This window comes from Actinoplanes sp. NPDC051475 (genome assembly GCF_040689425.1).
Lineage (GTDB): Bacteria > Actinomycetota > Actinomycetes > Mycobacteriales > Micromonosporaceae > Actinoplanes.
This window is the reverse complement of the sequence record NZ_JBFAZZ010000015.1, coordinates 193,801-218,286: the sequence shown is the minus strand read 5'-3', so window position 1 is coordinate 218,286 and position 24,486 is coordinate 193,801. Positions and strand designations below refer to the sequence as shown.

Annotated in this window: 26 protein-coding genes and 1 pseudogene; 14 read left to right on the top strand and 13 right to left on the bottom strand. The window is 71.4% G+C overall.

Going from position 1 to position 24,486, the window contains the following annotated elements; genetic code table 11:
• Positions 1–21 precede the first annotated feature (21 nt).
• Both AB0368_RS28900 and AB0368_RS28895 read left to right on the top strand, forming a co-directional pair.
• Positions 22–1,263, top strand: a complete 1,242-nt coding sequence (locus AB0368_RS28900; protein ID WP_366157139.1) for a pyridoxal phosphate-dependent aminotransferase family protein — start codon at positions 22–24, stop codon at positions 1,261–1,263.
• Positions 1,264–1,282: 19 nt separating this feature from the next.
• Complete coding sequence (locus AB0368_RS28895; protein WP_366157138.1) at positions 1,283–2,077, top strand: DinB family protein; 795 nt, start codon at positions 1,283–1,285, stop codon at positions 2,075–2,077.
• On the opposite strand, the gene AB0368_RS28890 is transcribed toward AB0368_RS28895, so the two are convergent.
• Both AB0368_RS28890 and AB0368_RS28885 read right to left on the bottom strand, forming a co-directional pair.
• The gene (locus AB0368_RS28890) at positions 2,053–2,877 is read right to left on the bottom strand and encodes an ATP-binding protein (protein ID WP_366157137.1); all 825 of its coding nucleotides are present in this window, start codon (positions 2,875–2,877) and stop codon (positions 2,053–2,055) included. The genes AB0368_RS28895 and AB0368_RS28890 overlap by 25 nt on opposite strands.
• Positions 2,878–3,046: 169 nt before the next feature.
• Positions 3,047–3,541, bottom strand: coding sequence for a GNAT family N-acetyltransferase (locus AB0368_RS28885; RefSeq protein ID WP_366157136.1), 495 nt, complete (start codon positions 3,539–3,541; stop codon positions 3,047–3,049).
• Between the two features lie 81 nt (positions 3,542–3,622).
• On the opposite strand from AB0368_RS28885, the gene AB0368_RS28880 reads away from it, so the two are divergent.
• The 4 genes and pseudogenes from AB0368_RS28880 (at position 3,623) to AB0368_RS28865 (ending at position 6,566) form a co-directional block, all read left to right on the top strand.
• Positions 3,623–4,699, top strand: a complete 1,077-nt coding sequence (locus AB0368_RS28880) for a beta-eliminating lyase-related protein (RefSeq protein ID WP_366157135.1) — start codon at positions 3,623–3,625, stop codon at positions 4,697–4,699.
• Positions 4,700–4,703: 4 nt separating this feature from the next.
• Positions 4,704–5,870, top strand: a pseudogene (locus AB0368_RS28875) (thaumatin family protein); the annotation flags it as partial.
• Between the two features lie 19 nt (positions 5,871–5,889).
• On the top strand, positions 5,890–5,982 hold the full coding sequence (locus AB0368_RS28870) for a hypothetical protein (protein WP_366157156.1): 93 nt from the start codon (positions 5,890–5,892) through the stop codon (positions 5,980–5,982).
• Between the two features lie 95 nt (positions 5,983–6,077).
• Positions 6,078–6,566, top strand: coding sequence for a hypothetical protein (locus AB0368_RS28865; protein WP_366157134.1), 489 nt, complete (start codon positions 6,078–6,080; stop codon positions 6,564–6,566).
• 71 nt (positions 6,567–6,637) lie between these two features.
• Here AB0368_RS28865 and AB0368_RS28860 read toward each other — a convergent pair whose 3' ends face one another.
• Complete coding sequence (locus tag AB0368_RS28860) at positions 6,638–6,970, bottom strand: hypothetical protein (RefSeq protein ID WP_366157133.1); 333 nt, start codon at positions 6,968–6,970, stop codon at positions 6,638–6,640.
• A 173-nt stretch (positions 6,971–7,143) separates the two neighbouring features.
• A complete protein-coding gene (locus AB0368_RS28855; protein ID WP_366157132.1) occupies positions 7,144–7,698 on the bottom strand; it encodes an isochorismatase family protein in 555 nt (184 codons plus the stop codon).
• A gap of 41 nt (positions 7,699–7,739) precedes the next feature.
• Between AB0368_RS28855 and AB0368_RS28850 the strand changes: the two genes are divergently transcribed.
• A complete protein-coding gene (locus AB0368_RS28850) occupies positions 7,740–8,477 on the top strand; it encodes a methyltransferase domain-containing protein (RefSeq protein WP_366157131.1) in 738 nt (245 codons plus the stop codon).
• Here AB0368_RS28850 and AB0368_RS28845 read toward each other — a convergent pair.
• Complete coding sequence (locus AB0368_RS28845; RefSeq protein WP_366157130.1) at positions 8,474–8,596, bottom strand: hypothetical protein; 123 nt, start codon at positions 8,594–8,596, stop codon at positions 8,474–8,476. The genes AB0368_RS28850 and AB0368_RS28845 overlap by 4 nt on opposite strands.
• Positions 8,597–8,614: 18 nt before the next feature.
• Entirely contained in the window at positions 8,615–9,046 is a 432-nt protein-coding gene (locus tag AB0368_RS28840; RefSeq protein WP_366157129.1) for a glycosyltransferase, read from the bottom strand.
• 139 nt (positions 9,047–9,185) lie between these two features.
• Between AB0368_RS28840 and AB0368_RS28835 the strand changes: the two genes are divergently transcribed.
• The 7 genes from AB0368_RS28835 (at position 9,186) to AB0368_RS28805 (ending at position 17,257) form a co-directional block, all read left to right on the top strand.
• Positions 9,186–10,358 (top strand): FIST N-terminal domain-containing protein, encoded by a 1,173-nt coding sequence (locus AB0368_RS28835; protein ID WP_366157128.1) that lies wholly within the window; start codon positions 9,186–9,188, stop codon positions 10,356–10,358.
• A complete protein-coding gene (locus tag AB0368_RS28830) occupies positions 10,358–12,601 on the top strand; it encodes a diguanylate cyclase (protein WP_366157127.1) in 2,244 nt (747 codons plus the stop codon). Before AB0368_RS28835 ends, AB0368_RS28830 begins: the two co-directional genes overlap by 1 nt.
• A 115-nt stretch (positions 12,602–12,716) precedes the next feature.
• A complete protein-coding gene (locus AB0368_RS28825; protein ID WP_366157126.1) occupies positions 12,717–12,938 on the top strand; it encodes a hypothetical protein in 222 nt (73 codons plus the stop codon).
• A gap of 52 nt (positions 12,939–12,990) precedes the next feature.
• The gene (locus tag AB0368_RS28820) at positions 12,991–13,407 is read left to right on the top strand and encodes a G5 domain-containing protein (RefSeq protein ID WP_366157125.1); all 417 of its coding nucleotides are present in this window, start codon (positions 12,991–12,993) and stop codon (positions 13,405–13,407) included.
• A 108-nt stretch (positions 13,408–13,515) separates the two neighbouring features.
• Positions 13,516–15,135, top strand: a complete 1,620-nt coding sequence (locus AB0368_RS28815; RefSeq protein WP_366157124.1) for a DUF6345 domain-containing protein — start codon at positions 13,516–13,518, stop codon at positions 15,133–15,135.
• Between the two features lie 65 nt (positions 15,136–15,200).
• Entirely contained in the window at positions 15,201–16,457 is a 1,257-nt protein-coding gene (locus AB0368_RS28810) for an HDOD domain-containing protein (protein WP_366157123.1), read from the top strand.
• 56 nt (positions 16,458–16,513) lie between these two features.
• Positions 16,514–17,257: an EAL domain-containing protein gene (locus AB0368_RS28805; protein ID WP_366157122.1), complete on the top strand. Its 744-nt coding sequence runs from the start codon at positions 16,514–16,516 to the stop codon at positions 17,255–17,257.
• A gap of 13 nt (positions 17,258–17,270) precedes the next feature.
• Here AB0368_RS28805 and AB0368_RS28800 read toward each other — a convergent pair whose 3' ends face one another.
• The 7 genes from AB0368_RS28800 to AB0368_RS28770 form a co-directional block, all read right to left on the bottom strand.
• Positions 17,271–19,793, bottom strand: coding sequence for an ATP-binding protein (locus tag AB0368_RS28800; protein ID WP_366157121.1), 2,523 nt, complete (start codon positions 19,791–19,793; stop codon positions 17,271–17,273).
• Positions 19,794–19,934: 141 nt separating this feature from the next.
• A complete protein-coding gene (locus AB0368_RS28795; RefSeq protein ID WP_366157120.1) occupies positions 19,935–20,444 on the bottom strand; it encodes an FBP domain-containing protein in 510 nt (169 codons plus the stop codon).
• A gap of 51 nt (positions 20,445–20,495) precedes the next feature.
• On the bottom strand, positions 20,496–22,499 hold the full coding sequence (locus tag AB0368_RS28790; protein ID WP_366157119.1) for an ATP-binding protein: 2,004 nt from the start codon (positions 22,497–22,499) through the stop codon (positions 20,496–20,498).
• 16 nt (positions 22,500–22,515) lie between these two features.
• Positions 22,516–22,941 carry a response regulator gene (locus AB0368_RS28785; RefSeq protein WP_366157118.1) on the bottom strand — a complete coding sequence of 142 codons (426 nt, stop codon included), beginning with the start codon at positions 22,939–22,941 and terminating at the stop codon, positions 22,516–22,518.
• A gap of 183 nt (positions 22,942–23,124) precedes the next feature.
• A complete protein-coding gene (locus AB0368_RS28780; protein ID WP_366157117.1) occupies positions 23,125–23,625 on the bottom strand; it encodes a hypothetical protein in 501 nt (166 codons plus the stop codon).
• A gap of 109 nt (positions 23,626–23,734) precedes the next feature.
• Positions 23,735–24,163, bottom strand: coding sequence for a MerR family transcriptional regulator (locus AB0368_RS28775; RefSeq protein WP_366157116.1), 429 nt, complete (start codon positions 24,161–24,163; stop codon positions 23,735–23,737).
• The gene (locus AB0368_RS28770; RefSeq protein WP_366157115.1) at positions 24,160–24,462 is read right to left on the bottom strand and encodes a hypothetical protein; all 303 of its coding nucleotides are present in this window, start codon (positions 24,460–24,462) and stop codon (positions 24,160–24,162) included. Before AB0368_RS28770 ends, AB0368_RS28775 begins: the two co-directional genes overlap by 4 nt.
• Positions 24,463–24,486: the final 24 nt, after the last annotated feature.

The window sequence follows — 24,486 nt, the reverse complement described above, 5'->3', positions numbered from 1 at the left end:
TTCCTGCCTAGCCTGGGGGTCATGGTGTCCACCACGCCCGTCGCGGCCTCGCCTGCCGCCGACGCCGCCTACCGCAGCATCTCCGCCCTCACCCGAGCGGGACTCTGGGATCAGGTGATCGAGGAGATCGACGGGCGCCGGATCCGCATCGGCGAGCGCTGGTTCGTCGACTTCGCCTCGTGCAACTACCTCGGCCTCGACCTCGATCCCGAGATCATCGACTCGATCGACGTCCAGGTCCGCCGCTGGGGCACGCACCCGAGCTGGTCCCGCATGCTCGGCAGCCCGCGGCTGTACCCCATGATCGAGGAACGGCTCGCCGAGCTGCTCGGCGCCCCCGACACGCTGCTGCTGCCGACGATCAGCCAGATCCACCTGTCCGTGATCCCCGCCCTGGCCGGTCAGGGGCACGTCCTGATGGACGCCCGCGCGCACCGCACGATCTACGACGGCTGCGTCCACGCCCGCGGCCTCGGCGCCACCCTGCGCCGCTTCCGCACCGAGGACGCCGATCACCTCGCCGAGCTGCTGCGCGAGGTTCCCCCCGGCACGCCGGCGCTCGTCTGCATGGACGGCGTCAACAGCATGACCGGCAACACGCCTGACCTGCGGGTCTTCGCGGCCGTGTGCCGGGAGTACGGCGCCACCCTGTACGTCGACGACGCGCACGGCTTCGGCGTCATCGGCGAGCGCGGGCCGGCCGAGCCCTCCCCGTACGGCCTGCGCGGCAACGCCATCGTGCGGCACTACGGGCTCGACTACGACAACGTGGTGCTGGTCGGCGGCTTCTCCAAGGCGTACTCGTCGCTGCTGGCCTTCATCGCCTGCCCGACGCCGGTCAAGGAGTACCTCAAGGTCACGGCCCCGCCGTACCTCTACTCGGGCCCGGTGCCGACCGCCGCGCTGGCCACCGTGCTGGCGGGCCTCGAGGTCAACGAGCGCCGGGGCGACGACCTCCGCACGGACCTCTACCGCAAGACCAGACGCGTCCTCGACCACCTCGAGGAGCTGGACGTGCGGACGCCCAACGGGTCGGGCTACCCGCTCGTCCAGATCCCGCTGGTACACGGCGAGGACCTGCCGGCGGTGGCCAATACGCTGCTCGACCAGGGCATCTACGTCACGCTCGCGCCGTACCCGGGGGTCCCGAAGGACGAGGTGGGCTTCCGCATCCAGATGACCGCGGCGCACACCGACGAGCAGGTCGACCAGCTGCTCAAGACGCTCACGGAGCTGGGTACGGCGGTGCTGCGCCGGCGCTGATCCGGCTTAGAGTCTGCGCATGAGCGACTTCACCGGTGGAGACTTCCGGGGGGCACGGTTCGAACGCGCCGACCTCAGCGGCGTCGAGATCCTTTCCTCCGTGCTCAACGGCGCCCGCCTGCGCTGCGTGGAGATGAACGGCGTCGTCATGCGCGGAATGGAGCTCGTCGACGTCGACATCTCCGGCGAGATCGGCAGGCTCGTCGTCAACGGGGTGGACGTCGGCCCGCTCGTGGAGGCCGAGCTCGACCGGCGCCATCCGGAACGGGCCAAGATGCGGCCCACCGACCCGGCCGGCTTCCGCGAGGCCTGGGACGTCGTCGAGCGGCTCTGGGCCGGCACGGTGGAGGAGGCGCGGCGGCTGGATCCCGCCCTGCTGCACGAGTCCGTCGGCGGCGAGTGGTCGTTCATCGAGACGCTGCGGCACCTGGTCTTCGCGACCGACGCGTGGATCAGGCGGGCGATGCTGGGCGATCCGGCGCCGTGGGATCGGCTGGATCTGCCGTGGGACGAGATGCCGGAGACGCCCGGCACACCCCGCGACCGCGCCGCGCGGCCGTCCCTCGACACCGTCCTCGAGCTGCGCCGCGACCGGATGGCCACCGTCCGCGAAGTGATCGACGGCCTCACCGACGAGACCCTCGACGGCCACACCGAGCCGGTGGACGCGCCCGGCTGGCCCCGCCCGCACAGCTATCCCGTACGCGAGTGCCTGCGGATCATCCTGAACGAGGAGTGGGAGCACCGGCTCTACGCCGAGCGCGACCTCGCCGCGCTGGAGGCCGGCGGTCACCTCCCCCGTAACCACGGATAGAGGGTCGCCCACACCATCTTTCCCTCGCGTGTCGGCAGGGCTCCCCAGGTCGTAGCGGCGGCCTCCACCACGCGCAGGCCCTGCCCCACGTTCCTGGCCGTGCTGACCTGCGGGCCGGCGTCGTCCGCCAAGGGATGACGCGCTTGCAGCACCTGAGGGATCCGCGGATCGCGGTCTCCGACGATCACGTGCAGGCCCCGCCCGCGGCGGGACACCAGCACGGTGATCGGGGGGCGGGCGTGCAGGACGGCATTCGCGGCCAGCTCGGAAACCACCAGCCGGCCGCGGTCCGCCAGCGCCTCCATTCCCCAGGCGGCGCAGGCGTCGGTCACCAGGTTGCGACTGAGGAAGACGGCCTCGGGCCACGGCGGTAGCTGGAGCATGAGCCGGTCCAAGCGGCCCGACGGGCGCGCCTGGGCTTGGGCCTGCTCGATCGTGTCGAACACCGGCAGAAACCGGTGGGTGCCCAGGCGACACACCCGCTTGGCCAGCACTGTCTCCGCCGGTATGCAGGCCATGACCTGCACCGGCGGCTCCATCGCCTGTCCGGCCCGGCCGGCGTGGAGCCAGGAGTTGACGCTGGCGCCCTGAGGGTCCTGGAAAGCCCCCAGATCGATGATCAGCGTCCCGGGATGTTCGGTCATGCACTTGCTCACGCTCTTGTGCATGCGGGTGCTGAGGGCGGGGTTCCATGTTCCGCGCATCGTCATGATCACGGTCTGGGTGTCGATTTCCGCGCTGACGACGACCGATTCGTGCTCATGGACGTCGGCCCGGTGGGTAAGGGACAGCGAACTCACCTCGGGACAAGAGGGGAAGTGTCCGGCCGGTCACCTCTCCAACCGGCGGGGCGGGCACGGCGGGAAAGCCGCACTACTGGTCAGTTCGATTCGATGCTTCCGCAGCGCCGACCCGGATGTCGGACAGTACGTCCGTCGCGCTGCGATGCAGTCTGTATTAGGAGACCGGTCACAAGGCCGCTTCCAGGTCTTTCACCCAATGGGCGCAACGCAGGGGCCGGCCCTCGTAGTCCAGGTCGCAGTCCTCCGTACGGGTGAAGCCCAGCTTGCGCAGGATCGCATTGGACGGTCCGTTCGTCACGGCCGGGAAGGCGTGCAGGTCCCGTACGCCGCTGTCCACCGCCAGCGGCAGCAGCTGCGCGAACGCCTCGCCGGCCACGCCCCGCGCCTGATGGTCCGGGACGAGCATGGCGCCGAGCTCCCACACCGGCTCCGAGGCGAACTCGGACCGCCAGATCGCGATGATCCCGACCGGTTCCTCCGCGCCGTCCGGCACGATCACGTAGTAGAGGTCGCCCTCGGCCACCCCGGTCATCCGGCGCCGGTGGACCTGGGCCGCGTGCTGCTCGTCGCCGGTGCCACCGAGGTGGCCGACCACCGCGGGATCGGATTCCAGCCGCTGGGTCAGACGCAGGTCGCTTTCGCCGTACGCGCGCAGTCGCATGCCGTCCTGCATACCAGCCCGGCACGGTCCTCGATCGACAACTGCGCTGACACGGGCCGCCGGACACGCAAGACTGATGCGGTGAACGAGGAGATCCGGGCCCGGCGGGCCGCCTGCACCGACACGTTCCTCGGCAACGGCCTGATCCGGCCCCGCGAGCTCCTCGCCTCGATCGAACCCGACACCGACCCGGACACGTACGGCGAGGGCGGCGTCGTCACGGAGCTCGAAGGCCACGTCGCCGCCCTGCTCGGCAAGCCCGCCGCCGTGTACCTGCCCAGCGGCACCATGGCCCAGGCCGCCACGCTGCGGGTGCACGCCGACCGGCGGGCGTCGCGGACCGTCGCCTGGCATCCGTACTGCCACCTCGAGCAGCACGAGGGCCAGGCGCACCAGCGGCTGCACCAGCTGGTCGGCCGGCGAGCCGGTGAGCTGGAACGACCGCTCACCCTGGACGACCTGACGGAGATCGCCGAGCCGCTCGCCGCGCTCCTGATCGAACTGCCGCAGCGCGACCTCGGCGGCACGCTGCCGCCCTGGGACGACCTGGTGGCCCAGACCGGATGGGCCCGGGACCGCGGCGCGGCCGTCCACCTCGACGGCGCCCGCCTCTGGGAAGCGACGGCGGGTTACGAATGCGCCCCGGTCGAGATCGCTGCGCTCTTCGACACCGTCTACGTCTCGTTCTACAAGGGCGTCGGAGCGCTGCCGGGATGCTGCGTGGCGGGTTCCCAGGCCGACGTCCGCGAGGTCCGCGAGTGGCGCTCCCGGCTCGGCGGCACCCTGTTCGCCCTGTGGCCGGGTGCGGCCTCGGCGCTGCGACTGCTGGACGAGGCGCTCGCGGAGATGCCGGCGCGGCTGCGGCACGCCCACGCGATCGCCGAGGCGCTGGCCGGCGTACCCGAGGTCAGGGTCGTGCCGGACCCGCCGCAGACCCCGATGCTGCACCTGTTGTTCTCGGCCCGTGCCGAGACGTTCCAGGCGAACGCGAAGCGGCTCGCCGAGGAGACCGGGCTGTGGGTCTGGCCCAGCGGCATGGCCACCGGGGACCCGGACGTGATCCGCACCGAGCTCTCCGTCGGCCGGGCCACCCTGCGCCACAAGCCGGAGGCGATCGCCGAGATCATCAGCGGCCTCTGCATCGACGCCCCCGTTTAGGGACGTGGATCGTCTCCACTGTGGTGGCGACGATGGTGGGGTGAAGCCTGATCCGCGCCGCCTGCGCCGCACGCTGTTGTCCTTGCTCGCCACGCTCACGGTGATCGCCGCCGGGCTCACCGGTGCGTTCGGCGCGGGCTTCACCGACGAGTCGGCCGCGTACGCCGCCGGCGAGCACACCGTCACGTTCGTCAACCGGAGCGCCGAGAAGGTCTGGGTGGGCAGCACGGTCAACGACGACGGCTCGGTGAACTTCGGGCAGCTGCCGATCCTCGAACCCGGCGCCTCGGCGACGATCGTCATCCCGGAGAACTCCGGCCCCGGCCACTGGCGCGGCAAGTTCTTCGCCCGGCAGCGCTGCGGCGGCGAACCCTTCCACTGCGAGGTCGGCGACTGCGGCGCCGCCGTCGACCATTGCGCGATCAACGGGGAGCAGGACGCCAGCCTGGCGGAGTTCAACTTCGACCCGGCCGACCCGTGGGGTGCACCCTGGTACGACGTCAGCTACGTCAACGCCGTCTCGCTGCCCATCACGATCACGCCGACCGGCGCGCCCGCTCCCCCACCGGGAACGCAGTACTGCGCCGAAGCGGGCTGCGCGAAGCCCCTGCTCGACGCCTGTCCGGCGAGCAATCTCCAACGGGATGGGCAGGGGCAGCCGCTACTGTGCGTGAACCCGAACCGTGATGCCGTGACCGAGTACAGCGACGCGGTCAAGAAGGCGTGCCCGCGGGCGTACAGCTGGTCCAAGGACGACGCCACGGCGGGCAACCAGACCATGTACAACTGCAAGGAGTGCACCGGCTTCACGGTGACCTTCCACGGCAACGGCCCGGGCACCGGCCCCGTCGCCGCCCCGCCGCCGGTCGCCCCGAACGAGCCGCCGCCGACCGCCGCGGATGCGCAGATCGTGAGCAACTGGCACGGCAAGTGCATCGACGTGCCGGGCGGCGACTACTCGGACCGCGTACGGCTGGCGGTGTGGGACTGCTGGAACGGGCCGATGCAGCGGTTCCGGCTCGGGGCGGACGGCACCATCCGGATGGGCGGCAAATGCCTGGACGTGGCGGACGGATCCACCGCTGAGATGGCCGCCGTCCAGGTGTTCACGTGCAACGGCACCCCGGCGCAGCAATGGGTGCTGACCGAGGCGGGAGACCTGGTCAACCCCCAGGCCGACAAACAAGTGCGTGGACATCGCGGCCTGGAACCCGGACAACGGCGCGCCGCTGCAGCTGTGGACGTGCAACGGGATGGTGAACCAGAAGTGGCACCGGGCGTGACGACCGCGTTCCGGTGATGGTCGCCTGTGGAGCCGGACCGGTATAGCGTCGACGGCGGTACGTGCAGCGGCGTCGACCGTCCGGAGGGCCGTCCTGTGGCTGACGATCGAGTTCCGGCACCGGGGCCCGCGAGCCCCCGGGCGGAGACCATGGCCCTGCAGGGCGTGGCCAACCGCATCGTCCGCGGTCTCCTGCGGGTGCCGCTGCTCTCACGGCTGGTCGGCAGCCGGCTGATCACCCTCTATGTGGTGGGGCGCAAGTCCGGGAAGCTCTACCTGGTGCCGGTCGCGTACACGCGGCATGAGGGCGCTCTGCTGATCGGGTCGCCGTTCGCGTGGGGGAAGAACCTGCGCTCGGGAGAACCGATCGAGGTGCGGTACCGGGGCAGTCGTCGCGTGGCGGACGTGCAGGTGATCGCGGACGAGGCCGGGGTGGTCGAGCACTACGCGCTCATCGCGCGGGACAATCGGAACTTCGCGAGCTTCAACAAGATCGGCTTCGTCGCGGACGGTGAGCCGGATCCCGGCGATCTGCACAAGGCCTGGGCCGCCGGCGCCCGAGTCTTCCGCCTGATCCTCAAATGAGGCCGGCCCGGGCTCGTCCCGGGCCCGGAACACGGCGCGCCGGGCGAGGCGCGCCGGGGGCGCGGGGCTGGTCAGAGGTAGGCGGTGACGGCCAGGAAGAACGTCGAGATGCCGACGGCCAGCCAGCCGATACGCACGACAGCCGGGTCCGTCAGGATCTCCACCAGCTGGTGGCGGCCCGGCTTGCGCGCCTCGGCCGGCAGCTGCCCGGCGACGGCGCCGGCGAACGCGACCGGAGCACCGAGGGCCTCCCGCGGCGTCAGGCCCGTGCCCGCGTGCCGGAGCTCGGCGTCGGCGATGAACGGGTTGGCGGTCTCGTACGCGACCCCACGGTCCGCCAGCGCCACCCGCGCGCCGATCTCCCACCGGGCGAAGCTGTCCAGGACGCTCGTGGTGCTGCCCATCGGTCCCTCCTCGGCTCGGCGCGGCTGCGTGTCCGCCGCGATGAGACGACTATCCCCGCCGGGAAGTGATCGTCGCATCGCCAAGGAGCAGGGTTTGCCGGGGCGATCTCTCCGACGAAAGTCGTAGTCCCGCCCTCTCCCGAGGAGGGATCACGGCCGGCGGCGGCCACTCGTCACGAGGGGAACTCGACCGCGGCCGTCTCGACCGTGCCCGCCGTGCGGCCCGGGGCCTTGTGGTCGTCCCAGTACAGGTTCGTGTGCGCGATGACCTTGTCGGGCGGCGGCGCCCCATAGGTCGAGAGGTCCTCCGTCGTGTGGGCGTCCGACACCAGGGTCGCGTCGTAGCCTCGGGTGATCGCGCCGTGCAGGGTCGAGCGGATGCAGGCGTCGGTCTGGGCTCCGGCCACCACGAGGCTGCCGATGCGCCCCTCGGCCAGCACCGATTCGAGCGTGGTGTCCTCGAAGGAGTCGCCGTAGCGCTTGTGCACGACCGTCTCGGTGTCGCGGCGCACCAGCTCCGGCACGTACTGCCAGGGTTCGCTGTCGAGGGGCAGGCCGTCGTCGCTGTGCTGGACCCAGACGACCGGCACGTCCGCGGCGCGGGCCTTGTCGACGAGGGTGGCGATGTTGGCGACGACCCGGTCCCGGTCGTGGGCCTCTGCCACCACGCCGTTCTGCACGTCGATGACCAGGAGTGCGGTGTTCGGGCGGTCGGTGAGTGTCGTCATGTCGCGATGCTATGCCGGGGGTACGACAGTTACGGTCGGGCATGCGTTCCGGACGGCACTTCGACGAACTGGTGGGCGAGGCGGTGGGCGTACCCGTCACCGGCTGGGAGTTCGCCTGGCTCGACGGCCGCGCCGTCGGTTCGGAGCCGTCCTGGTCGTATCCGCAGCTCGCGCGGCCTCTGCTGCGGCGGGCGCACAGCGTGCTGGATCTCGACACCGGGGGCGGGGAGCTGCTCGCCGAGCTCGCCCCGCTGCCGCCGCACACCGTCGCCGTGGAGAGCTGGGCGCCGAACGTGCCGGTGGCCCGGGACCGGCTGACCCCGTTCGGGGTGGCGGTGGTCACCGAGCTGCCCGGGGGCGAGGAGGAGTTCGACGTCGTGCTGAGCCGGCACGGGCGGTTGCCGGCGGCGGACATCGCGCGGCTGCTGAAGCCGGGCGGCACGCTGCTGAGCCAGCAGGTCGGCAGCGACGATCTGGCAGATCTGAACGCCGAGCTGGGCGCTCCGCCGCCGGCTCCGCAGCTGTGGACGGCGGCCACCGCGGTCGCGGCGCTGGAGGCAGCCGGGCTGGAGGTCACCGACGTACGCGAGGAGCGTCCGCCGCTCACTTTCCACGACGTCGGGGCGATCGTCTACCGGCTCCGCGCGGTCCCGTGGCAGGTGCGCGACTTCAGCCCCGAACGGTACGAGCGCGCCCTGCGCCGCATCGACGCGGTGATCCGTACACATGGGCATTTCACCGTCACCGCGCACCGCTTCCTGGTGCAGGCGTCTCGCTAGAGAACGTCGGTCCTCCGCCGTCGGGGGCAATCACCGGCGTCGGCCGGCTCGCGATGCAGGTACGCGTTCAGATAGAGCACCGCCGCCAGGCTGGCGAGCGGCACACTCAGCAGGATCACTCCGTGGACCATTGCGGATCAGGCCTTCTCGCGTGCCATGTGGAAGTACTCGACGAGCTCGTACGCGTCCACCTCGGTGTCGGCGTCGACGTCGGCGAAGCAGATCCACGCGCCGCGGGCCATGGCGAAGCCGAAGTGCATGGCGGCGCCCTTGTCCTGGATGTGCGAGGTGGCCACCACGCGGGTGTGCGGGAGGCCGGCAAGCGTGTGCGCCGAGCCGTCGCCGGAGCTGGCCGCCACCGCGATCACCTCGAACGAGATCTGCTGGAAGTGCAGGGCCTCGGTCAGGCGCTCCACGGCCTCACGGAGGCGCCGGCCGGGGTTCTGGAACGGCACGACGACGGTGAGCTCGACGGCGGCGACGGCGTACGGCCACGGCATGGGGGCGAGGTCTCGGGCCGGCCCGGCAACGACGACGGGCGGCACGGCGAGGAGGTCCTGGTGCGTCATGCCCTCTAGGTTCGGCCCGCAACCTCAATGCAACCTCATCGGGTGCTCAACGACAGCGCAAAGCTGCTCCGACATTTCCGCTCAGCGATCCTGCGCCGAGGTCGATCGTGAAAGTGGGACCACTAGGAGGCACCAAACTGTGACTCAGAGTGACACGCGCTGGATGGGAGTGGGCTCGGCGACCGGCCCGGACGCAGAGACCGCCGGCACGCGGGCGGCGCGGGCGGCGCTGCGGGATCGCGAGGACAGCCGGCTGATCGTCCTGTTCGGCAACCCGCGCCACGACCTGATCTCTGTGCTACGGGGCGTCACGAAGGTCACGGGGGACGTTCCCCTGGTCGGTTGTTCCACCGCGGGCGAGTTCACGGGCGCCGGCCCCATCTTCGACGGCGTGGTGGTCGCCGTGCTCGGCGGTTCCGGCTTCCAGTTCGAGACCCGCGCGGTCGAGGGGATCTCCCGGCGCCCGCGTGAGGTGGGCGCCGAGGCGACCGAGAGCGCCGCCTCGCTGCCCGGCGGCGGGCACACCGCGATGCTGATGGTGATGGACGGCCGCGCCGAGCGGCAGGAGGAAGTGCTGCGGGGCGCGTACGACACGCTCGGGGCGACGATTCCGCTGATCGGCGGGTGCGCCGCGCCGAGCCCTGCCGACGACACCGCCTTCCTGCTGCATGACGGCAAGGTGCTCACCGACGCGCTGGTCACCGTGGCGATGCACTCGGAGGCACCGTTCGGCATCGGGGTGGCGCACGGCTACGAGCCGGTCGGCGACCCGATCCTGGTCACCCGCAGCGGGCAGGGCCGGATCATGGAGCTCGACGACCGTCCCGCCCTGGACGTCTACCTGGACCGGCTCGGCGGCCCCGACGACGCGTACCGGGATCCCGAGGCATTTGCACTCTTTGCCCTAGAACATCCTGTTTGTGTGGATCGACGGAGCGGACGCGAGGCGCGGCTCATCAGCGGGGCTGACTTCGCGACACGGGCATTGATGTCGCCGGCGGACATCCCCGAGGGCGGCACGCTGTGGCTCAGCAGCTCCAGCGCCGGCACGCTACTGGACTCGGCGGCGTCCGCGCGGGCCGACGCGGTCCGCCCGCTGGACGGCGAACCGCTGGGGATGCTGGCGTTTGACGGCGTCGGACGCATGATGATGCTGGGCACCGAGTTCGGGCCGGAGAACGAGATCCGCCGGCTGGCCGGGGACGACCCCGATCTGCCGGTGGCGGGCTGCTACTCCGCCGGCGAGATCGCGCGTACGCGCGGAATCAACGGTTTCCACAACTACGCCGTCGCCGTGCTGGCGGTGGGCTGATGAGTCTCGCCTCGGGCGTGGGTGCCACCCACCTGCTCGCTGAGTTCGTCGCGCTCATGGCGAGCGTCTCCGACGAGCGCCGGGCCATGCAGGTGGCCGCGGAGCACGCCGCCTCGGCCGCCGAGGCGGAGGTGTGCGCGGTCCTGCGCGACGGCGACGTGGTGTCGGTCGGCTTCCCGCGGCGCGAGTGCCCCACCGACCTCATGCGCGAGCTGGCCCAGTCGGGGGCGCGCCAGGCCCACCTGCCGGGCGTCGGCGACTGCCACCTGGCCGTGGCCACGATGAGCGGCGAGGTCTCCGGGCACCTGCTCCTCGCCCGGCTCCAGGACCCGTTCGGGCCCGACGAGATCAGCCTGCTCCGGGCCACCGCGCGGGTCCTGTCGCTGAGCCTGACGATGATGGAGACGCTGGCCGCCGAGCGCCGGCTGCGGGAGCACAGCGATCGGCAGGCCGCCGAGAACGCCCGGCTGCTGCGCGAGCTCGAGGCGCGGCAGGCGCTGGTGGAGGCGCTGCGGCGGATCGAGGCCGCGATCGCCCGCCGCGACCCGTTGCGCGAGATCCTGGACACCATCACCGAGGCCGGCCACGCCCTGCTGCACGGCCAGACGTCCACCCTGCGCCTGCTCGCGGGGCCGGACTCCGACGACCTGCGCCTCGCGGCTGTGGCCGGCGCCACCGAGACCGAGCTGGGCCGCCGGGTCACCCGCATCGCGGCGCCGCTCACCGACGCCGCCATGTCGCACCGGCGCCTCGTCGCGGTGGACGACGGGAGCGGCGAGCTGCCCGCCGCCGCGGCGACGATGGCGTGCCCGGTGATGGAGAACGACGTGGTCGTCGGCGCGCTGACCGTCGCGCGGGCGCCGGGGCAGGCGCCGTTCACCGACGGTGACCGCGAGGCCCTGCTGGCACTGGCCGACCACGCCGGGATGGCCGTCACCGACGCCGCGGCCGTACGCGCGGTGCACGAGGCCCAGCTGGACCCGCTGACCGGGCTCCCGAATCGCGTCATGTTCACCAACCGGCTGGAGCAGGCGCTGCTCGAAGCCCACGACCAGGGCGAGACCGCGGGCGTGCTGTTCATCGACCTGGACCGGTTCAAGCCGGTGAACGACTCGCTGGGGCACGCCGCGGGCGATGCGCTGCTCGCCGAGGTGGCCCGCCGGCTGCGCAGCTGCCTGCGCGACGGGGACACGAGCTCGCGGCTGGGCGGCGACGAGTTCGCGGTGCTGCTGCCGGGGTCCACCGTGACGGAGTCGGTGGCGGTCGCCGAGCGGGTCTCCAGCCAGATCCGCTCGCCGTTCGAGGTGCTGGGCAACCTCGTGCACGTCAGCGCGAGCATCGGCGTCGCGGTGAGCACCCCGGGACAGGACGCGGCCCAGGTCCTGCACGACGCGGACATCGCCATGTACCGCGCCAAGAAGCTGGGCGAGGGCGAGCTGCAGGTGTACGTGCCGGAGATGCACGCCGACATGCTGAACCGGATGCAGCTGGAGACCGATCTGAGCACCGCGCTGGTGCACCGGCAGCTGGTGACCCGCTACTCGGCTGTCGTCGACCTCTCCTCGGGGTCGGTGGCGGCGGTCGCCGTCGCGCCGTACTGGCAGCATCCGCAGCGCGGGCTGCTGGCGCCGGAGGAGTTCCTGGCCCTGTCGGCGAAGACCGACGTGGGCGGCCGGATCGAGCGGTGGCTGCTCGCGCAGGGCTGCCGCGAGCTGGCGGCGTGGCGCCGCTCCGGCGGGGCCGATGTCGGCCTGCACCTACGCCTCGAGGCGCACCAGCTGACCGACGAGCGGTTCCGTGCCGCCGCGCAGAACGTGCTCGGCCTCAGCGGGCTCACCCCGGGTGATCTCACGTTCGAGGTCAGCGCCCGAGTCCTGGCCGACGAGGCCGAGAAGGTCGCCGCCCATGTGGCACGCTGGCAGCGCGACGGCTTCCGGATCGGGGTACGCGAATTCGGCTCGGCCCCGTTCGCCCTGGCCGACCTCTGCGGCGTGGCACCCGACCTGGTCAAGATAGACGTGGGCGGCAGCACCCCACTGCTCTCCGCCGACGGCTGCCGCCGGCTCGTCGCCGCCGCCCGGCAGTTCAGCGACGTCGTCGTGGCCCAGGACGTCGGCTCGCAGGAGGAGGTCGCCGAGCTGGTCGCCGGCGGCTGCATGTACGGCCAGGGCGGCTTCCTCGGTCCGCCGATGAGCACGGAGGAGCTGTCCCGCCGCTTTCCCGCCCCGGTGGCAACGGGCTGACGCGCACGGCCATGGACAACGAGCCGAAGGGCCCAAACGTGGTCCAGAAAGAGGCTAAATCTTTTTGCTTCTTTCGCCGATCACGCGCGGACGCCCGCGGGCGAAGACTGGGCCGGTGCCCGATCACGAACCCCGCTGGTACGACGAGATCCCCGCCCGCGGCCTGTGGCGTACCCGCCGCCGCGACCGGCTCGAGTTTGCCATCGCCGCCCTGCTCCTGACGGGACTGCTCGGTCTGCTCGTCTTCGGCGTGTCGCGGGAGTCCCGCGAACGGCCCCGGCCGCAGCCCGCGTCCTCCTCCGACGTCACCGTACCGACCGGGGTGGGCACCAGCTGAACTCGCCCGAACGGATGAAGTGTGCCCGGAACGGGACGGCCAGAATGTCCGGGTGACGAAACAGACTCGCATCGGCCTCATCGTGGCAGCCCTCGTCCTGGCCGGCGGCGGCACCGCCGCCGGCATCGCCGCGGTCACCGGCGACGACAAATCCGTGGCCGGCACCTTCCAGGCGGCGCAGCCCTCCGAGCCCGCCGGCAGTCCCGCAGCCCCGAGCCCGGAGGCAGCGCCCGCGGACGGCGAGCGCACGATCACCGAGACCGAGCCGATCAAGTTCAAGACCCGCACGATCAAGGACAACTGGCTGGCCAAGGGCGAGCGCGAGAAGCGCACCGGCGGCGTCGACGGCGTACGGACCAAGACGTACGAGGTGACGGTGGTCGACGGCCGGGAGACCAAACGCAAGCTGGTGAAGTCCGAGGTGACCCGCAAGCCGGTCGCCGAGGTGATCGCGGTGGGCACCTTCTGAGACTGTCGGCCATCCGTCACGCCTCCATAAACAGGCATTCCGGGCTAATCCGACCCCCATACTAGGCGCGGCACCGAGCGGTGCCGCATCCACAAACGGGGGTCAGTGATGCAGTACAAGAGGGAAACCGTCGCCGCGCTAGCCGCGGCGGCGCTCGCCACGCCGCTGGGCGTGAGCGTGGTCGCCGCGCCGGCGGTCGCGGCCGAAGGGACAACCCTGCCGGTCTACGCCGTACGCTCGTCGGGCCTCAGCGGCGCACAGGCGGCGAGCCTCGCCCGGGCCCTGGGCCTCAAGCAGGTCGCGCGCGGTGAGGATGGCAGTGTCCGGTACGCCGCCGAGAAGTCCTTCCTCGCCGTGCCGACCCGGGCCGCCGTCCCCGCACGGGGCGGCGATGAGGACGGGCAGCCGACCACGACCACGGTGCTGGACGTCGCCGCGCTCAAGCGCCTGCGCACGATCAGCGCGAAGGACGCCCTGCGGCGCGCGACGCGGGCGCTCGCCACGGCCAAGCTCCTTCCCCGGGACGCCAAGGCGAGCGCGCGCAAGACCATGATCACCGCGGTCGACCGCAGGGGGCGTACGACTGCCTCCGCCGCCCTGGACACCACCGTCTCGTACGCGTTCACGCTCGGCGGCCTGCCGTACGAGGGTCCCGGCGCCAAGATCCGGGTGGCGTACGACGGCAAGGGCGCAGCCACCGGCCTGTCCTTCAGCACCCGCACGCTGGCGCCGCAGGGCGCGGTCGAGGTGCTCGACGCCGCCGGGGCGATGGAGCGCTGCGCCAAGGCGATGGGCGAGGGCGTACGCGTCGCGGCCGCCACGCCGGTCTACTGGGCGCCGGCGCTGTCGACGGGCCTGAAGCAGATCGAGCCGAGCCTGCGCTGCTCCGGCGTCGACGGGTCCGGCGCCCAGGCGCAGCGCGTGATCGTGCCGGCCGCGGTCGACGCCACGTTGCCGCAGCCGCCGGCGCCGCAGGAACCACGGACCGGCGCCCCCACCGTCTCCTCCCGCGCGTACGGCCGCGTCGACGTCGGCAGCGAGGGCACCGGGGTGTGCTCGGGGCTGCCGTACACCAGCAACAACCTGAACTCCTTCAACGGCCAGTTCACCAGCCGCGGCATCCCGGTCGAGTTCAGCTGGCGCGACCAGAACGCCTGGGAGCAGGACTTCAAGGATCCCGCGTTCGGCGGTGACGACAGCAACTGGACCGACCACGTCGACATGACGTACTGGCAGGGCCACGGCTCACCGACCGGCTTCAGCTTCTCCGGCTGCAGCAGCAACGACGACTCGTTCCTGGCGAACACCGACGCCCGCTGGGGCAACGGCGACGTCGAGTGGATGAGCCTGTTCACCTGCCTGATCCTGGCCGCCGACTCGGGCGGGCAGCGGTGGTGGCAGCGCTGGGGTCCCGCGTTCGCCGGGCTGCACCAGATCAACAGCTTCCACACCGTCTCCTACCACAGCGCGTCGCACGGCGGCACCTACGCCAACTACCTGCTGCGCAGCCCGTTCCTGTGGTGGAACAACCCGATGCCGGTACGCAGTGCCTGGGCGCAGGCGTCGATCGACGACCAGCCGTCCGACGTGGTGTGGGCGAGCATGGGCCCGATCGGTCCCGGTGGCGCGGTCAGCTTCAACGACTACTTCTGGGGCAAGGGCGCGGTCAGCGCCGACGTGCCCGCGGCGTCGGTGACCGGCTACTGGTACATCTCCGGCGCCTCCTGAGCAGGTTCGTCAACTTCGCCGCAGGGAACGCTCAAGACAAGGTCAACCCGGCCGATCGTCCCGCCGTGGAAAATCGGTCGGAGTTGCCTCAGCCGGGTGCCCGCCTCGTGCACATCGGGCGGCAACCCATCTTTGACGGGTCCGGCGACATCGCGGGCTACGAACTGCTCTTCCGCGGCAACAACCAGGCGGTCGCCGCCGACCGGCGGGACGCGTACGCGACCAGTCAGGTCATGGTCAACGCCTTCACCGAGTTCGGCATGGACGAGGTCGTCGGCGACCGCGTGTGCTTCATCAACATGACCCGCGAGTTCCTCACCGGCGAGATGATCCTGCCGTTCGGCCCGGAGAACGTCGTGCTGGAGGTCCTCGAGACCATCGACGTCGACGAGGCGGTCCTGACGGGTGTGACCAACCTCGTCGCCGTCGGGTACCGCATCGCTCTGGACGACTTCGTCTGGCAGTCCGGCCACGAGCAGCTGCTGCCGCTGGCCTCGTACGTGAAATTGGATCTGCCGAACTGCGACCCGGCCCGCCTGGAGGAGCAGCTCGCGTTCTTCCGCGGTTTCCCGCAGATCAAGATCGTCGCTGAGGGCCTGGAGACCTTGGAGGACCTGGCCCTCTGCGACCGCTACGGCATCGAACTGCGCCAGGGGTACGTCCTGAGCCGGCCGAAGGTGATGACGGCGGCCTGCATCCCGCCCTTCAAGCTGCGCCGGCTGGAGCTTGTCGGCGCACTGAGCGCCCCGGACGCCGACCTCGACCGGATCGTGGAGATCATCTCGAGCGACCCGGCGCTGACGATGCGGGTCCTGCGCGCCAGCAACAGCGCCGCCGTCGGCACGATCCAGCGCGTCTCGTCGATCCGGCAGGCCGTGGTGCTGCTGGGCCTGGGCCACATCCGCCGCTGGGCGATGCTCATGGTCGTCGACGACGTGGCCGAGACGACCGAGGCGCAGCTGACGAACGCGCTGACCCGGGCGCGCCTGTGCCACAACCTGGCGGCCCGCTTCGAGGGCGACCCGGACGCGGCCTTCGTCGCCGGGCTCATCACCGCGGTCGCGGAGCTGCTGGGCATCACGGCCTCGTCACTGGTGAACCACCTGCCGCTGACCCCGGACCTCTGCGCGGCGCTGACCCGCGGCACCGGGCCGCTCGGGCGGATGCTGCGGGTCGTCGACGCGTACGAGCGCGGGGACATGGCTCAGATGAGCTCCACCCGTACCGGAAACGACCTGACCGGCGCGGTCATGGACGCCCTGCGCTGGTCCACCCAGACCGTCGCGGCAGCGGCCTCCACCAGGCTCGCCATCGCCGGCTGAAAGAACCCTGACTGCGGCTGGAGGCGGGGTTGAGCTTCGGGTCCGACTCTTGCGGCATGACCGTGGCACAGCTTTCCTCGCCCGACTTCCGGGCTGTTCGCGACGTGCTCCACCGCAATGCCCTTCGGACCGTCTTCCAGCCGGTCGTCCGGCTCGAGGACGGCACGGTCCGCGGCTACGAGGCGCTCACCCGCTTCGACCACCAGGACTTCCCCGACCCCGTCCAGGCGTTCGCCGCCGCCGGCGCGGCCGGCCTCGGCGTGGAGCTGGAGATCCTCGCGATCGAGGGCGCGCTGCGCCGGATCGACGACCTGCCGGAGGGGGCGTGGCTGAGCCTGAACGCGTCCGTGGAGGCGCTGCTCACGCCCCGGACGATCAGCCTGCTGCTGTCCCACGCGAACCGTCGCATCGCGGTGGAGCTCACCGAGCACACGCGCGTCACCGACTACACCGCCCTGCACGAGGTCACCGGCCTGCTGCGGGCGGCCGGCATCCTGCTCGCGGTGGACGACGCGGGCGCCGGGTTCGCCAACCTGAGCCAGATCCTGCAGCTGCGCCCGGACGTCATCAAGCTCGACATCTCCCTGACCCGCGGCATCGACACCGACCCGGTCCGCACCGCGCTCACCCGCGCGCTGGTCACCTTCTCCGAGAGCATCGGCGCCCTGCTGGTCGCCGAGGGCATCGAGACGTACGCGGAGCACGAGCGGCTCCTGGCCCTGGGCGTGCAGCACGGCCAGGGTTACTACATCGCGAAGCCCGGCCCGCTGCCCCGCCGCCACATCGAGCCGCTGCTCTAGGAGGCCGGATACGTCAGACGCGCGGCACCGTGCCGGCGGGGTCGTGACGCTGGGGCAACCGGACGACCACCGCTGTGCCGGTGGGCGAGTGGTCGAGCAGTTTGATGGTGCCGCCGTGGAGATGGACGATCGCGCGCGCCAGGCTGAGGCCGAGGCCGTGGCCGTGCGTTCCCTGATGGCGCACGTTGCGGCCGCGGTAGAAGCGGTCGAAGACCTGGTCACGTTCCTCGACCGGCGTGCCGATGCCCTCGTCGGTGATGCGCAGTTCGGCCATGTCGCCGTCGATGCCCAGGCTGACGCGGATGTCTCCGCCCTCCGGGCTGTACTTGATCGCATTGGACAGCAGGTCGCGCAGCACCTGGCGCAGCCGGGCGGCGTCGCCGTCGACGGACACCGGTTCCGGCGCGTCGACGTGCAGACGAAGGTCGTGGCCGGCGATGTGCGATGCCACGTCCGCCACGGCTTCCTCGACGATCCGGGTGAGGTCGACCGCGGCGACGGTCAGCGGAAGGTGACCCGAGTCCAGGCCGGCGAGCTCGAGCAGCGTCGTGACGATCACCTGGAGGTCGGCGGCGTTGCGGGCGATGGCGTCGATCGACTGCCGGCTGTCCTCGTCGAGGCGGTCGCCGTCCGAGGCGAGGACGCCGGCGTGAACGGCGATCGAGGTCAGCGGCGTACGCAGCTCGTGACCGACCAGGGAGATGAAGTCGTCCTGCGCGCGCGCCAGCTGCCGGGCCAGCTCCTGAGCCCGGCGCAGTGCGACGAAGACGCCGATCTGGGCCGCGATGCCGTCGAGCAGCACGGTCAGCAGGTCCTCGTGGTGTTCGGCGGCGCCCGCGTAGCAGGTCAGGACGCCGAGCAGTGAGTCGCCGTCGGTGACGGGCACCGCGATGACGGTGTGGATCCCGTGGCTCAGGCAGATCTCGACGCGTTCCCGCTCGAACGACGAGGACAGGCTGCCCTCGTCGGCGATCTCGGGAACCCAGACCGGCCGCCCGGTCTGCCACACCCGGCCGGTGACACCGGCACCCTTGACCGGCGTGTGACCGAAGAAGTCGCCGGACTCGAGTCCGCCGACACTCCAGTGCCCCACGGCCCGCAGGTCGCCGCTGACGTCGTCGATCAGGAAGAGCTCGGCGGCGGGCCAGTCGAGCGTCGTGGCGACCGTCTGCAGTACGCGCGGGGCGGCCTCGGCCACGCTGGCGGCGGCCTTGAAGGCCTGCTCGACGCGGAGGTGGCAGGCCCGGAACTGCTCGACCCGCCGCAGCGCGGTGACCTCGTGCGACACCGACACGGCGCCACGGCTGCTGCCGTCCCGGCCCGTGATGGGCTGGGCCGCGACGGCGAACGTACGGCTGCGGTTGCCCGGCACCTCGACGACGATGTCGGTGTCGCGGACGACCTCTCCGGCGCACGCACGCATGAGAGGCGTTTCCGCCCAGGGCATCGGCCGGTGGTCGCGGTCGTAGAGGAAGCTCTCCACGGCCCCCGCGTAGTCGGGAGGAATCTCCGCGGCGTCCGGCATGCCGTGGATCTCGCGCAGGGCCCGGTTCATGACCACGACCTCGCGCTCGGCGTCGCAGGCGAGGACGCCGACGGAGAGGCTGTCCAACAGGGCGCTGAGGAAGCTGTCGCTGTGGTCGGCCCGCTCCTCGGCGGCCCGCTGCCGGCTGAGATCGGTGATGAAGACGCAGGCGAGGGCGCCGGCCGCACCGTGCACCACCACGAACGCCGCATCGACGAGCAACCGGTGACCGTCATGGTGGAGCAGGCTGATCGGTCTGCGTACCGGCAGGTTGGGAGCCGCGCTGAACAGCCGGCTGAGGGCGGTGCCGATGGGCTCGTCGTTGTAGAGGGGCGAGAGGCGTTCGTCGACGTGCTTGTCGCAGACCTCGGCCTTGGAGAAGCCGAGGAGCTTCTCGGCGGCGCTGTTGAAGCCGACGACGTGGCCGTGGACGTTCACCGCGACGAGCGCTTGCTGCACGCCGTCGAGCAGTGCGGCACTGTCGAGGGCCGCGAGCATGGCGCGCGGCGGCGCCGTCGCGGTCGCCGGCCGCAGCAGTTGTTCGACCTCGAGCAGCAGCGTGGTGTGCTCGTCCCGCCAGTGGCGAGGCTCCGCGTCGAGGACCGTCAGCGCCCCGACGAGCTGGTCCTGCGGGTCACGTACGGGCACGCTCAGGAAGGAGCGCATGCCGTGCTCCGTGAGCAGCGGGTGCTCGCGGAGTTCAGGATCGCCGCCGTCGCGCATGTCGGCGACGTTGAGGACGTGATCGGCGGACACCACGTACTTGCACAGCGAGTAGTTGATGGCCAGCCGCCGGTGGGAGCACAGCGGCGTGGGCAGCCCGTACCGTCCGGTGATGAACTCCTCGTCGTCGCTCACGAGCGTCACCGCTGCCATGGGTGCGTCGAGCAGGTGCGCCGCCAGCTGGGCGATCGCATCCATCGGCAGAGGGGTGACCGGCAGCAGCCGCCGGTACAGTTCGACGGCCTCCAGCCGGGCCGGATCGGCCAGCACAGTTTGATCGACGCTCACCACGGCAACCCACCCCACCCGTCATCTGCTCAGCGCTCGCGCGCCGGGGTAATGCCGCCCCCTGATGAGTTGTACAACCGCAGAAGCCCCAAAGTTCGAAAAATGGGAAAAATCAGACTGAACACGTTAAGGAAAGGCTCATCAGCCGGCGGCAATACGTCCGATGAATGCGTCGAGGTTGCCCATCGCGCGGTCGATCCGCTGGCCGAGAGAGAGCGTTTCCTCATGGCGTACCAGGCGCATCCTTGGTTGGCGCTTGCCCCGCAGATACAGCGAGCAGGCCAGGTCGGCGCAGAGATACTCGCCGACCGTGTTGCCCTGCCGCCCGGCGGCGCCGGCGAGCGGCGCCACGAACAATGCCACCCCCGAGGACGCATGCTCGGTCAGGCAGACCCGGCACATGCTCGACCGCATCGCGGTGACCTTGCGGGCCTCGGGCCGGCGCAGCACCACGCCGATCGGGCCGTCGGCACCGGGAGCGACCAGCAGCGCCCGCAGCGGGGCACCCGGGTCGGTCCAGCCGAGAAAGTCCAGGTCGCCCCAGGGAACGCCGGCGCCGGCAAGCCCCGCCGGCATCCTGATCCGGCTCGCCTCGCCCTTGCTGCAGTTCACGAAGGAGGCCCGGATCGTCCGCTCGTCAAGTGGTTCCATGGCCGCGAAGCTAACCCGGCGCGCCGTGCCGGGGCACCCGCATTTCGCGCCCTAGACCAGCCGTACCGTATGGGCCGCGTCGTGGTCGTGCGGCAGCCGCACGACGACCGTGGTCCCGCTGGGCTGGTGATCGGTGAGCCGCAGGGTCCCGCCGTGCAGCTGCACGATGGTGCTGGCGAGGCTCAGCCCCAGGCCGTGCCCGTGGGTGCCGTGGTGGCGGACGTTGCTCGCCCGGTAGAAGCGCTCGAAGACGTGCTTGCGCTCCTCGGTCGGGGTGCCGATGCCGTCGTCGGTGATGCGCAGCTCGACGACCTCCCCGTCGGTGTGCAGGCCGACCTCGACGTCGCCACCGTCCGGGCTGTACTTGACGGCATTGGACAGCAGGTCGTCCAGGACCTGCCGCAGGCGGCCGGCGTCCCCCTCGATGAGGACGGCGTCCGGCGTCTCGGTGCTCAGGTGGATGCGGTGCTCCGCCGCGTGGTGACCGGTCGCCGCCACGGCGTCGGCCACGATCCGGGTGAGGTCGACGGTCTCCACGGTCAGCGGAAGGTGGCCCGAGTCCAGGCCGGCGAGGTCGAGCAGGGTGGTGACCATCTTCTGCAACTCACCGGCGTTGCGCGCGATCGACTCCAGCACCGGACGGCTGTCCGCGCCGTCCGGCTCGAGGTCGTCGGCCAGCAGGTGCACGTTGGCGGTGATCGCCGTCAACGGCGTCCGCAGCTCGTGACCGACCAGGGAGATGAAGTCGTCCTGGGCGCGGGCCAGCTGCCGGCCGAGCTCCTCCGCCCGTAGCAGGGCGACGAAGATCCCGATCTGCGCGGCGACCCCTTCGAGCAGGACGGTGAGCAGGTCCTTGTCGTCCTCGGCCGCGCCGGCATAGCAGGTCAGGACGCCCAGCAGCGAACGCCCGTCACTGACCGGCACCGCGAGCACGGAATGGATGCCGTGGCGCAGGCAGATCTCGACCCGCGTCCGCTCGAAGTCGGTCCGCAGGCTGACGGCCTCGGCGATCTCGGGGATCCAGCCCGGCCGGCCGGTCTCCCACACCCGGCCGGTGACGCCCTCCCCCTTCACCGGGGTGTGGCCGAAGAAGTCCTCCGGTTCGTCCCGGGAGGCGTTCCAGTGCCCGACGGAGCGCAGCTCGCCGGTGGTCTCCTCCACGAGGAAGAGCTCCGCCGCCGACCATCCCAGCGTGCTCACCACCGCCTGCAGCACCCGGGGCGTCGCCTCGGGAACCGAGGGCGCGGACGCGAGCGCGCGCTCGACCTCGAGGTGACAGGCCCGGAACCGTTCGACCCGGCGCAGAGCGGTGACCTCATGCGACACGACGACGGCACCCCGCTGGGCGCCGTCGCCGCCGACGATCGGCTGCCCGTTCACCGTGAACATCCGCTCACGGTTGCCGGGCACCTCGATGATGACGTCGGTGTCCCGTACGAGTTCACCCGCGCACGCCCGCGCTATCGGAGTCTCCTCCTGGGCCAGCAGCCGGTGCTCGGTGTCGTACACGGTGCGGTTGAGCACGGCGGGTACCTCACCGTCCTCGGGCAGCCCGTGGAACCCCCGCATGGCGCGGTTCATCACGACGAGCTCGCCCTCCCCATCACAGGCAAGCACGCCGACCGAGAGGCTGTCCAGCAGCGCGGAGAGAAAGCCCGCGCTGTCGTCCGCGCGTTCCTCGGCGGCCTTGTGACCGGTCAGGTCCGTGATGAAGACGCAGGCCAGCGGCCCGTCCGCCCCGGGTACGACGCTGAGCGCCAGCTCGGTGCGCAGCCGGCGGCCGTCCCGGTGCCGCAGGCTGAGCTGCCGGCGCACCGGACGGCCCGGGGCGGCCGCGAACAACCGGCCGAGCGCGTCACCGACCGGCCCGTTGTCGTAGTACGGCTTGAGGCAGTCGTCGAGCAGCCGGCCGCTCACCTCGCCGCGGGAATAGCCCAGCAGCCCCTCGGCGGCGGCGTTGAACCCGACGATCGTTCCCTGCCGGTCCACCACGAGAAGGGCCTGCGGGACGCTTTCGATCAGCGAAACGCTGTCCAGGCCCGCGATCGCGGTCATGGTGTGGTCAGCACCGTCACGTTGTCACGCGCTGGTGTGTCGCCACGCATCCCGCGGCCGAGAACGTATGGCCGTGCGGCCCGCCGTCCGCGAGACCCCGGATCACGGAGACGAGCTCGTCGTTGGGGCACGGCTTGAGCAGAAGCGCGCATGCTCCCGCCTCGCCGACCCGGGCGTCGCCCGGCTGAAGCTGACCGGTCAGGATGGCGATCGGGGTGTCGGCCAGGCCCGCGTCGCCGCGAACGGCCTTGATCAGATCCCACCCGTCCATCCGGGGCATCCCCAGGTCGGTGAGGATCACGTCGGGACGATGCGCGAGAGCCATCTCGAACGCCTCGGCCCCGTCGGGGGCCCGCATGACCTCCATCCCGGCCCGGGTGAACACCCGCTGAAGGATCATCGCGATGTCCTCGACGTCTTCGGCGATGAGCAAGGCTGTCATCAGGTGCTCCGGCGGGTACAAAGGCGCGGTCAGTTATCCACCATCGTCGTCTTCGCCACAGACGAACGGGCGGCATTCCGCGCGATTTCACGAGCTCGGGCTATTAAGTCCGATGAATCGCCCGTGCCTTCCCGTCCTGGCCTTCCTAAAACTCATCCTTTCGGGCAGAGCAAAGATCCACCTTCAGTGGGAGAACGGCTCCAGACAGCCGAACTCGGCCGCCGCCCCCGTGACCTCGACCAGCAGCCGGTCCGGCCGCACGTCGCCGACGATGCAGCCCGCATCGGGGAAGCGGACGGCGTACACGGCACCCGGAGAAGGGGTCTCCTCCCCGATGGCCGGCCGCATCGCGGTGACCTCCACCGAGTCGGCCCGGATCCCGAGATCGAGCAGCGCCTGCCGGGTGGAGGCCGGAGCGAAGTCCCCGGCCTTCCGCAACGCCGCCAGCTTCGGCCGGATCCGCCCGGCCAGGCGGTCCCCCGTCCGCTGCTCGTCCGCGGTGAGCTCGTGCCGCTGCTTCCAGCCGTTGTTGTCGGCGTGGTTGGGCGGCGCGTCCCCCGGACCGGCCGGCTCCGCCACCACCTGCTTCTCCGTCGGCGCCGACACGGACGCCGACGGCAGGGGCGCCGAGTCACCGTCCCGCGTGCCGGGCGCCGCGCACCCCAACGCTACGAGCGCGAGCATGACTCCCGCTGCCCACCGACCGTGGCCCTGCACCCGCAACCGCATCCGCGACCCCCGTCGTTCCCCGGCCTGCGATGGTGCCACCGCGACGCCGGCGCCGCAGCCCCGCTCACTCACCCCCCATTGGGCCCGCCCCGATCGTCAGGAACGGCACGGGACAGTCGGCGCAGGTGCAGTTCGTGAGACTGTCGCAGCGAGCATCGACGACCTCGACCAGCGCGGCCCGCATCGCGACAAGATCCGCGATCCGCCGATCGATCTCGCCGATCTTGTCCACGGCCCGCTCCCGCAACCCCGGAGCCGGATGCCGCCGCCGCCCGGCATCCAGCAGATCGGCCACCTCGTCCAACGTGAACCCGAGCCGCTGCGCCGCCTTGATCACCCGAAGCAGCGCCACGGTGTCGGGCGGATAGATCCGATGACCACCGATCGACCGCCCCGGCTCGGCAAGCAGCCCGCGCCGCTCGTAATAACGCAGGGTCTGAATATTGACCCCGGCCTGCTCGGCGACCTCACCGGTCCGCAGCCCGCTCGTCACACCGCACTCCGCTCGGCGTCGCGGGCCAGCTGCGTCAAGGCGGCGAGCACGTCACCGTGCTCCGGCGGCACCTCGACGTCGAGGATGATCGCCCGGTCGCCGTCGTCGGTCACCGTGAAGACGAAGAAATTGCAGCACTCGGTCTCGCGGGCGGTCAGGTCCCGCGTCGTTGCCGCCAGGCCGGGCCCACCGGTCAGCCGCAGGCGGGTGTGGGTCGGGCTGAGCTGCTCGATCTCCAGTACGGAGGCGAACAGCGCCTCGAACTCACGGAGTCTGAAGGGCTGCTCGGCGGTCGGCAAGCTACAACTTTCGGGAACTGCGTA

Coding starts and splice junctions, on each gene's coding strand:
- AB0368_RS28900 (WP_366157139.1), top strand. CDS start 22: ATGGTGTCCACCACGCCCGTCGCGGCCTCGCCTGCCGCCGACGCCGCC.
- AB0368_RS28895 (WP_366157138.1), top strand. CDS start 1,283: ATGAGCGACTTCACCGGTGGAGACTTCCGGGGGGCACGGTTCGAACGC.
- AB0368_RS28885 (WP_366157136.1), bottom strand. CDS start 3,541: ATGCGACTGCGCGCGTACGGCGAAAGCGACCTGCGTCTGACCCAGCGG.
- AB0368_RS28860 (WP_366157133.1), bottom strand. CDS start 6,970: ATGGGCAGCACCACGAGCGTCCTGGACAGCTTCGCCCGGTGGGAGATC.
- AB0368_RS28855 (WP_366157132.1), bottom strand. CDS start 7,698: ATGACGACACTCACCGACCGCCCGAACACCGCACTCCTGGTCATCGAC.
- AB0368_RS28850 (WP_366157131.1), top strand. CDS start 7,740: ATGCGTTCCGGACGGCACTTCGACGAACTGGTGGGCGAGGCGGTGGGC.
- AB0368_RS28840 (WP_366157129.1), bottom strand. CDS start 9,046: ATGACGCACCAGGACCTCCTCGCCGTGCCGCCCGTCGTCGTTGCCGGG.
- AB0368_RS28830 (WP_366157127.1), top strand. CDS start 10,358: ATGAGTCTCGCCTCGGGCGTGGGTGCCACCCACCTGCTCGCTGAGTTC.
- AB0368_RS28815 (WP_366157124.1), top strand. CDS start 13,516: ATGCAGTACAAGAGGGAAACCGTCGCCGCGCTAGCCGCGGCGGCGCTC.
- AB0368_RS28805 (WP_366157122.1), top strand. CDS start 16,514: ATGACCGTGGCACAGCTTTCCTCGCCCGACTTCCGGGCTGTTCGCGAC.
- AB0368_RS28795 (WP_366157120.1), bottom strand. CDS start 20,444: ATGGAACCACTTGACGAGCGGACGATCCGGGCCTCCTTCGTGAACTGC.
- AB0368_RS28790 (WP_366157119.1), bottom strand. CDS start 22,499: ATGACCGCGATCGCGGGCCTGGACAGCGTTTCGCTGATCGAAAGCGTC.
- AB0368_RS28785 (WP_366157118.1), bottom strand. CDS start 22,941: ATGACAGCCTTGCTCATCGCCGAAGACGTCGAGGACATCGCGATGATC.
- AB0368_RS28780 (WP_366157117.1), bottom strand. CDS start 23,625: ATGCTCGCGCTCGTAGCGTTGGGGTGCGCGGCGCCCGGCACGCGGGAC.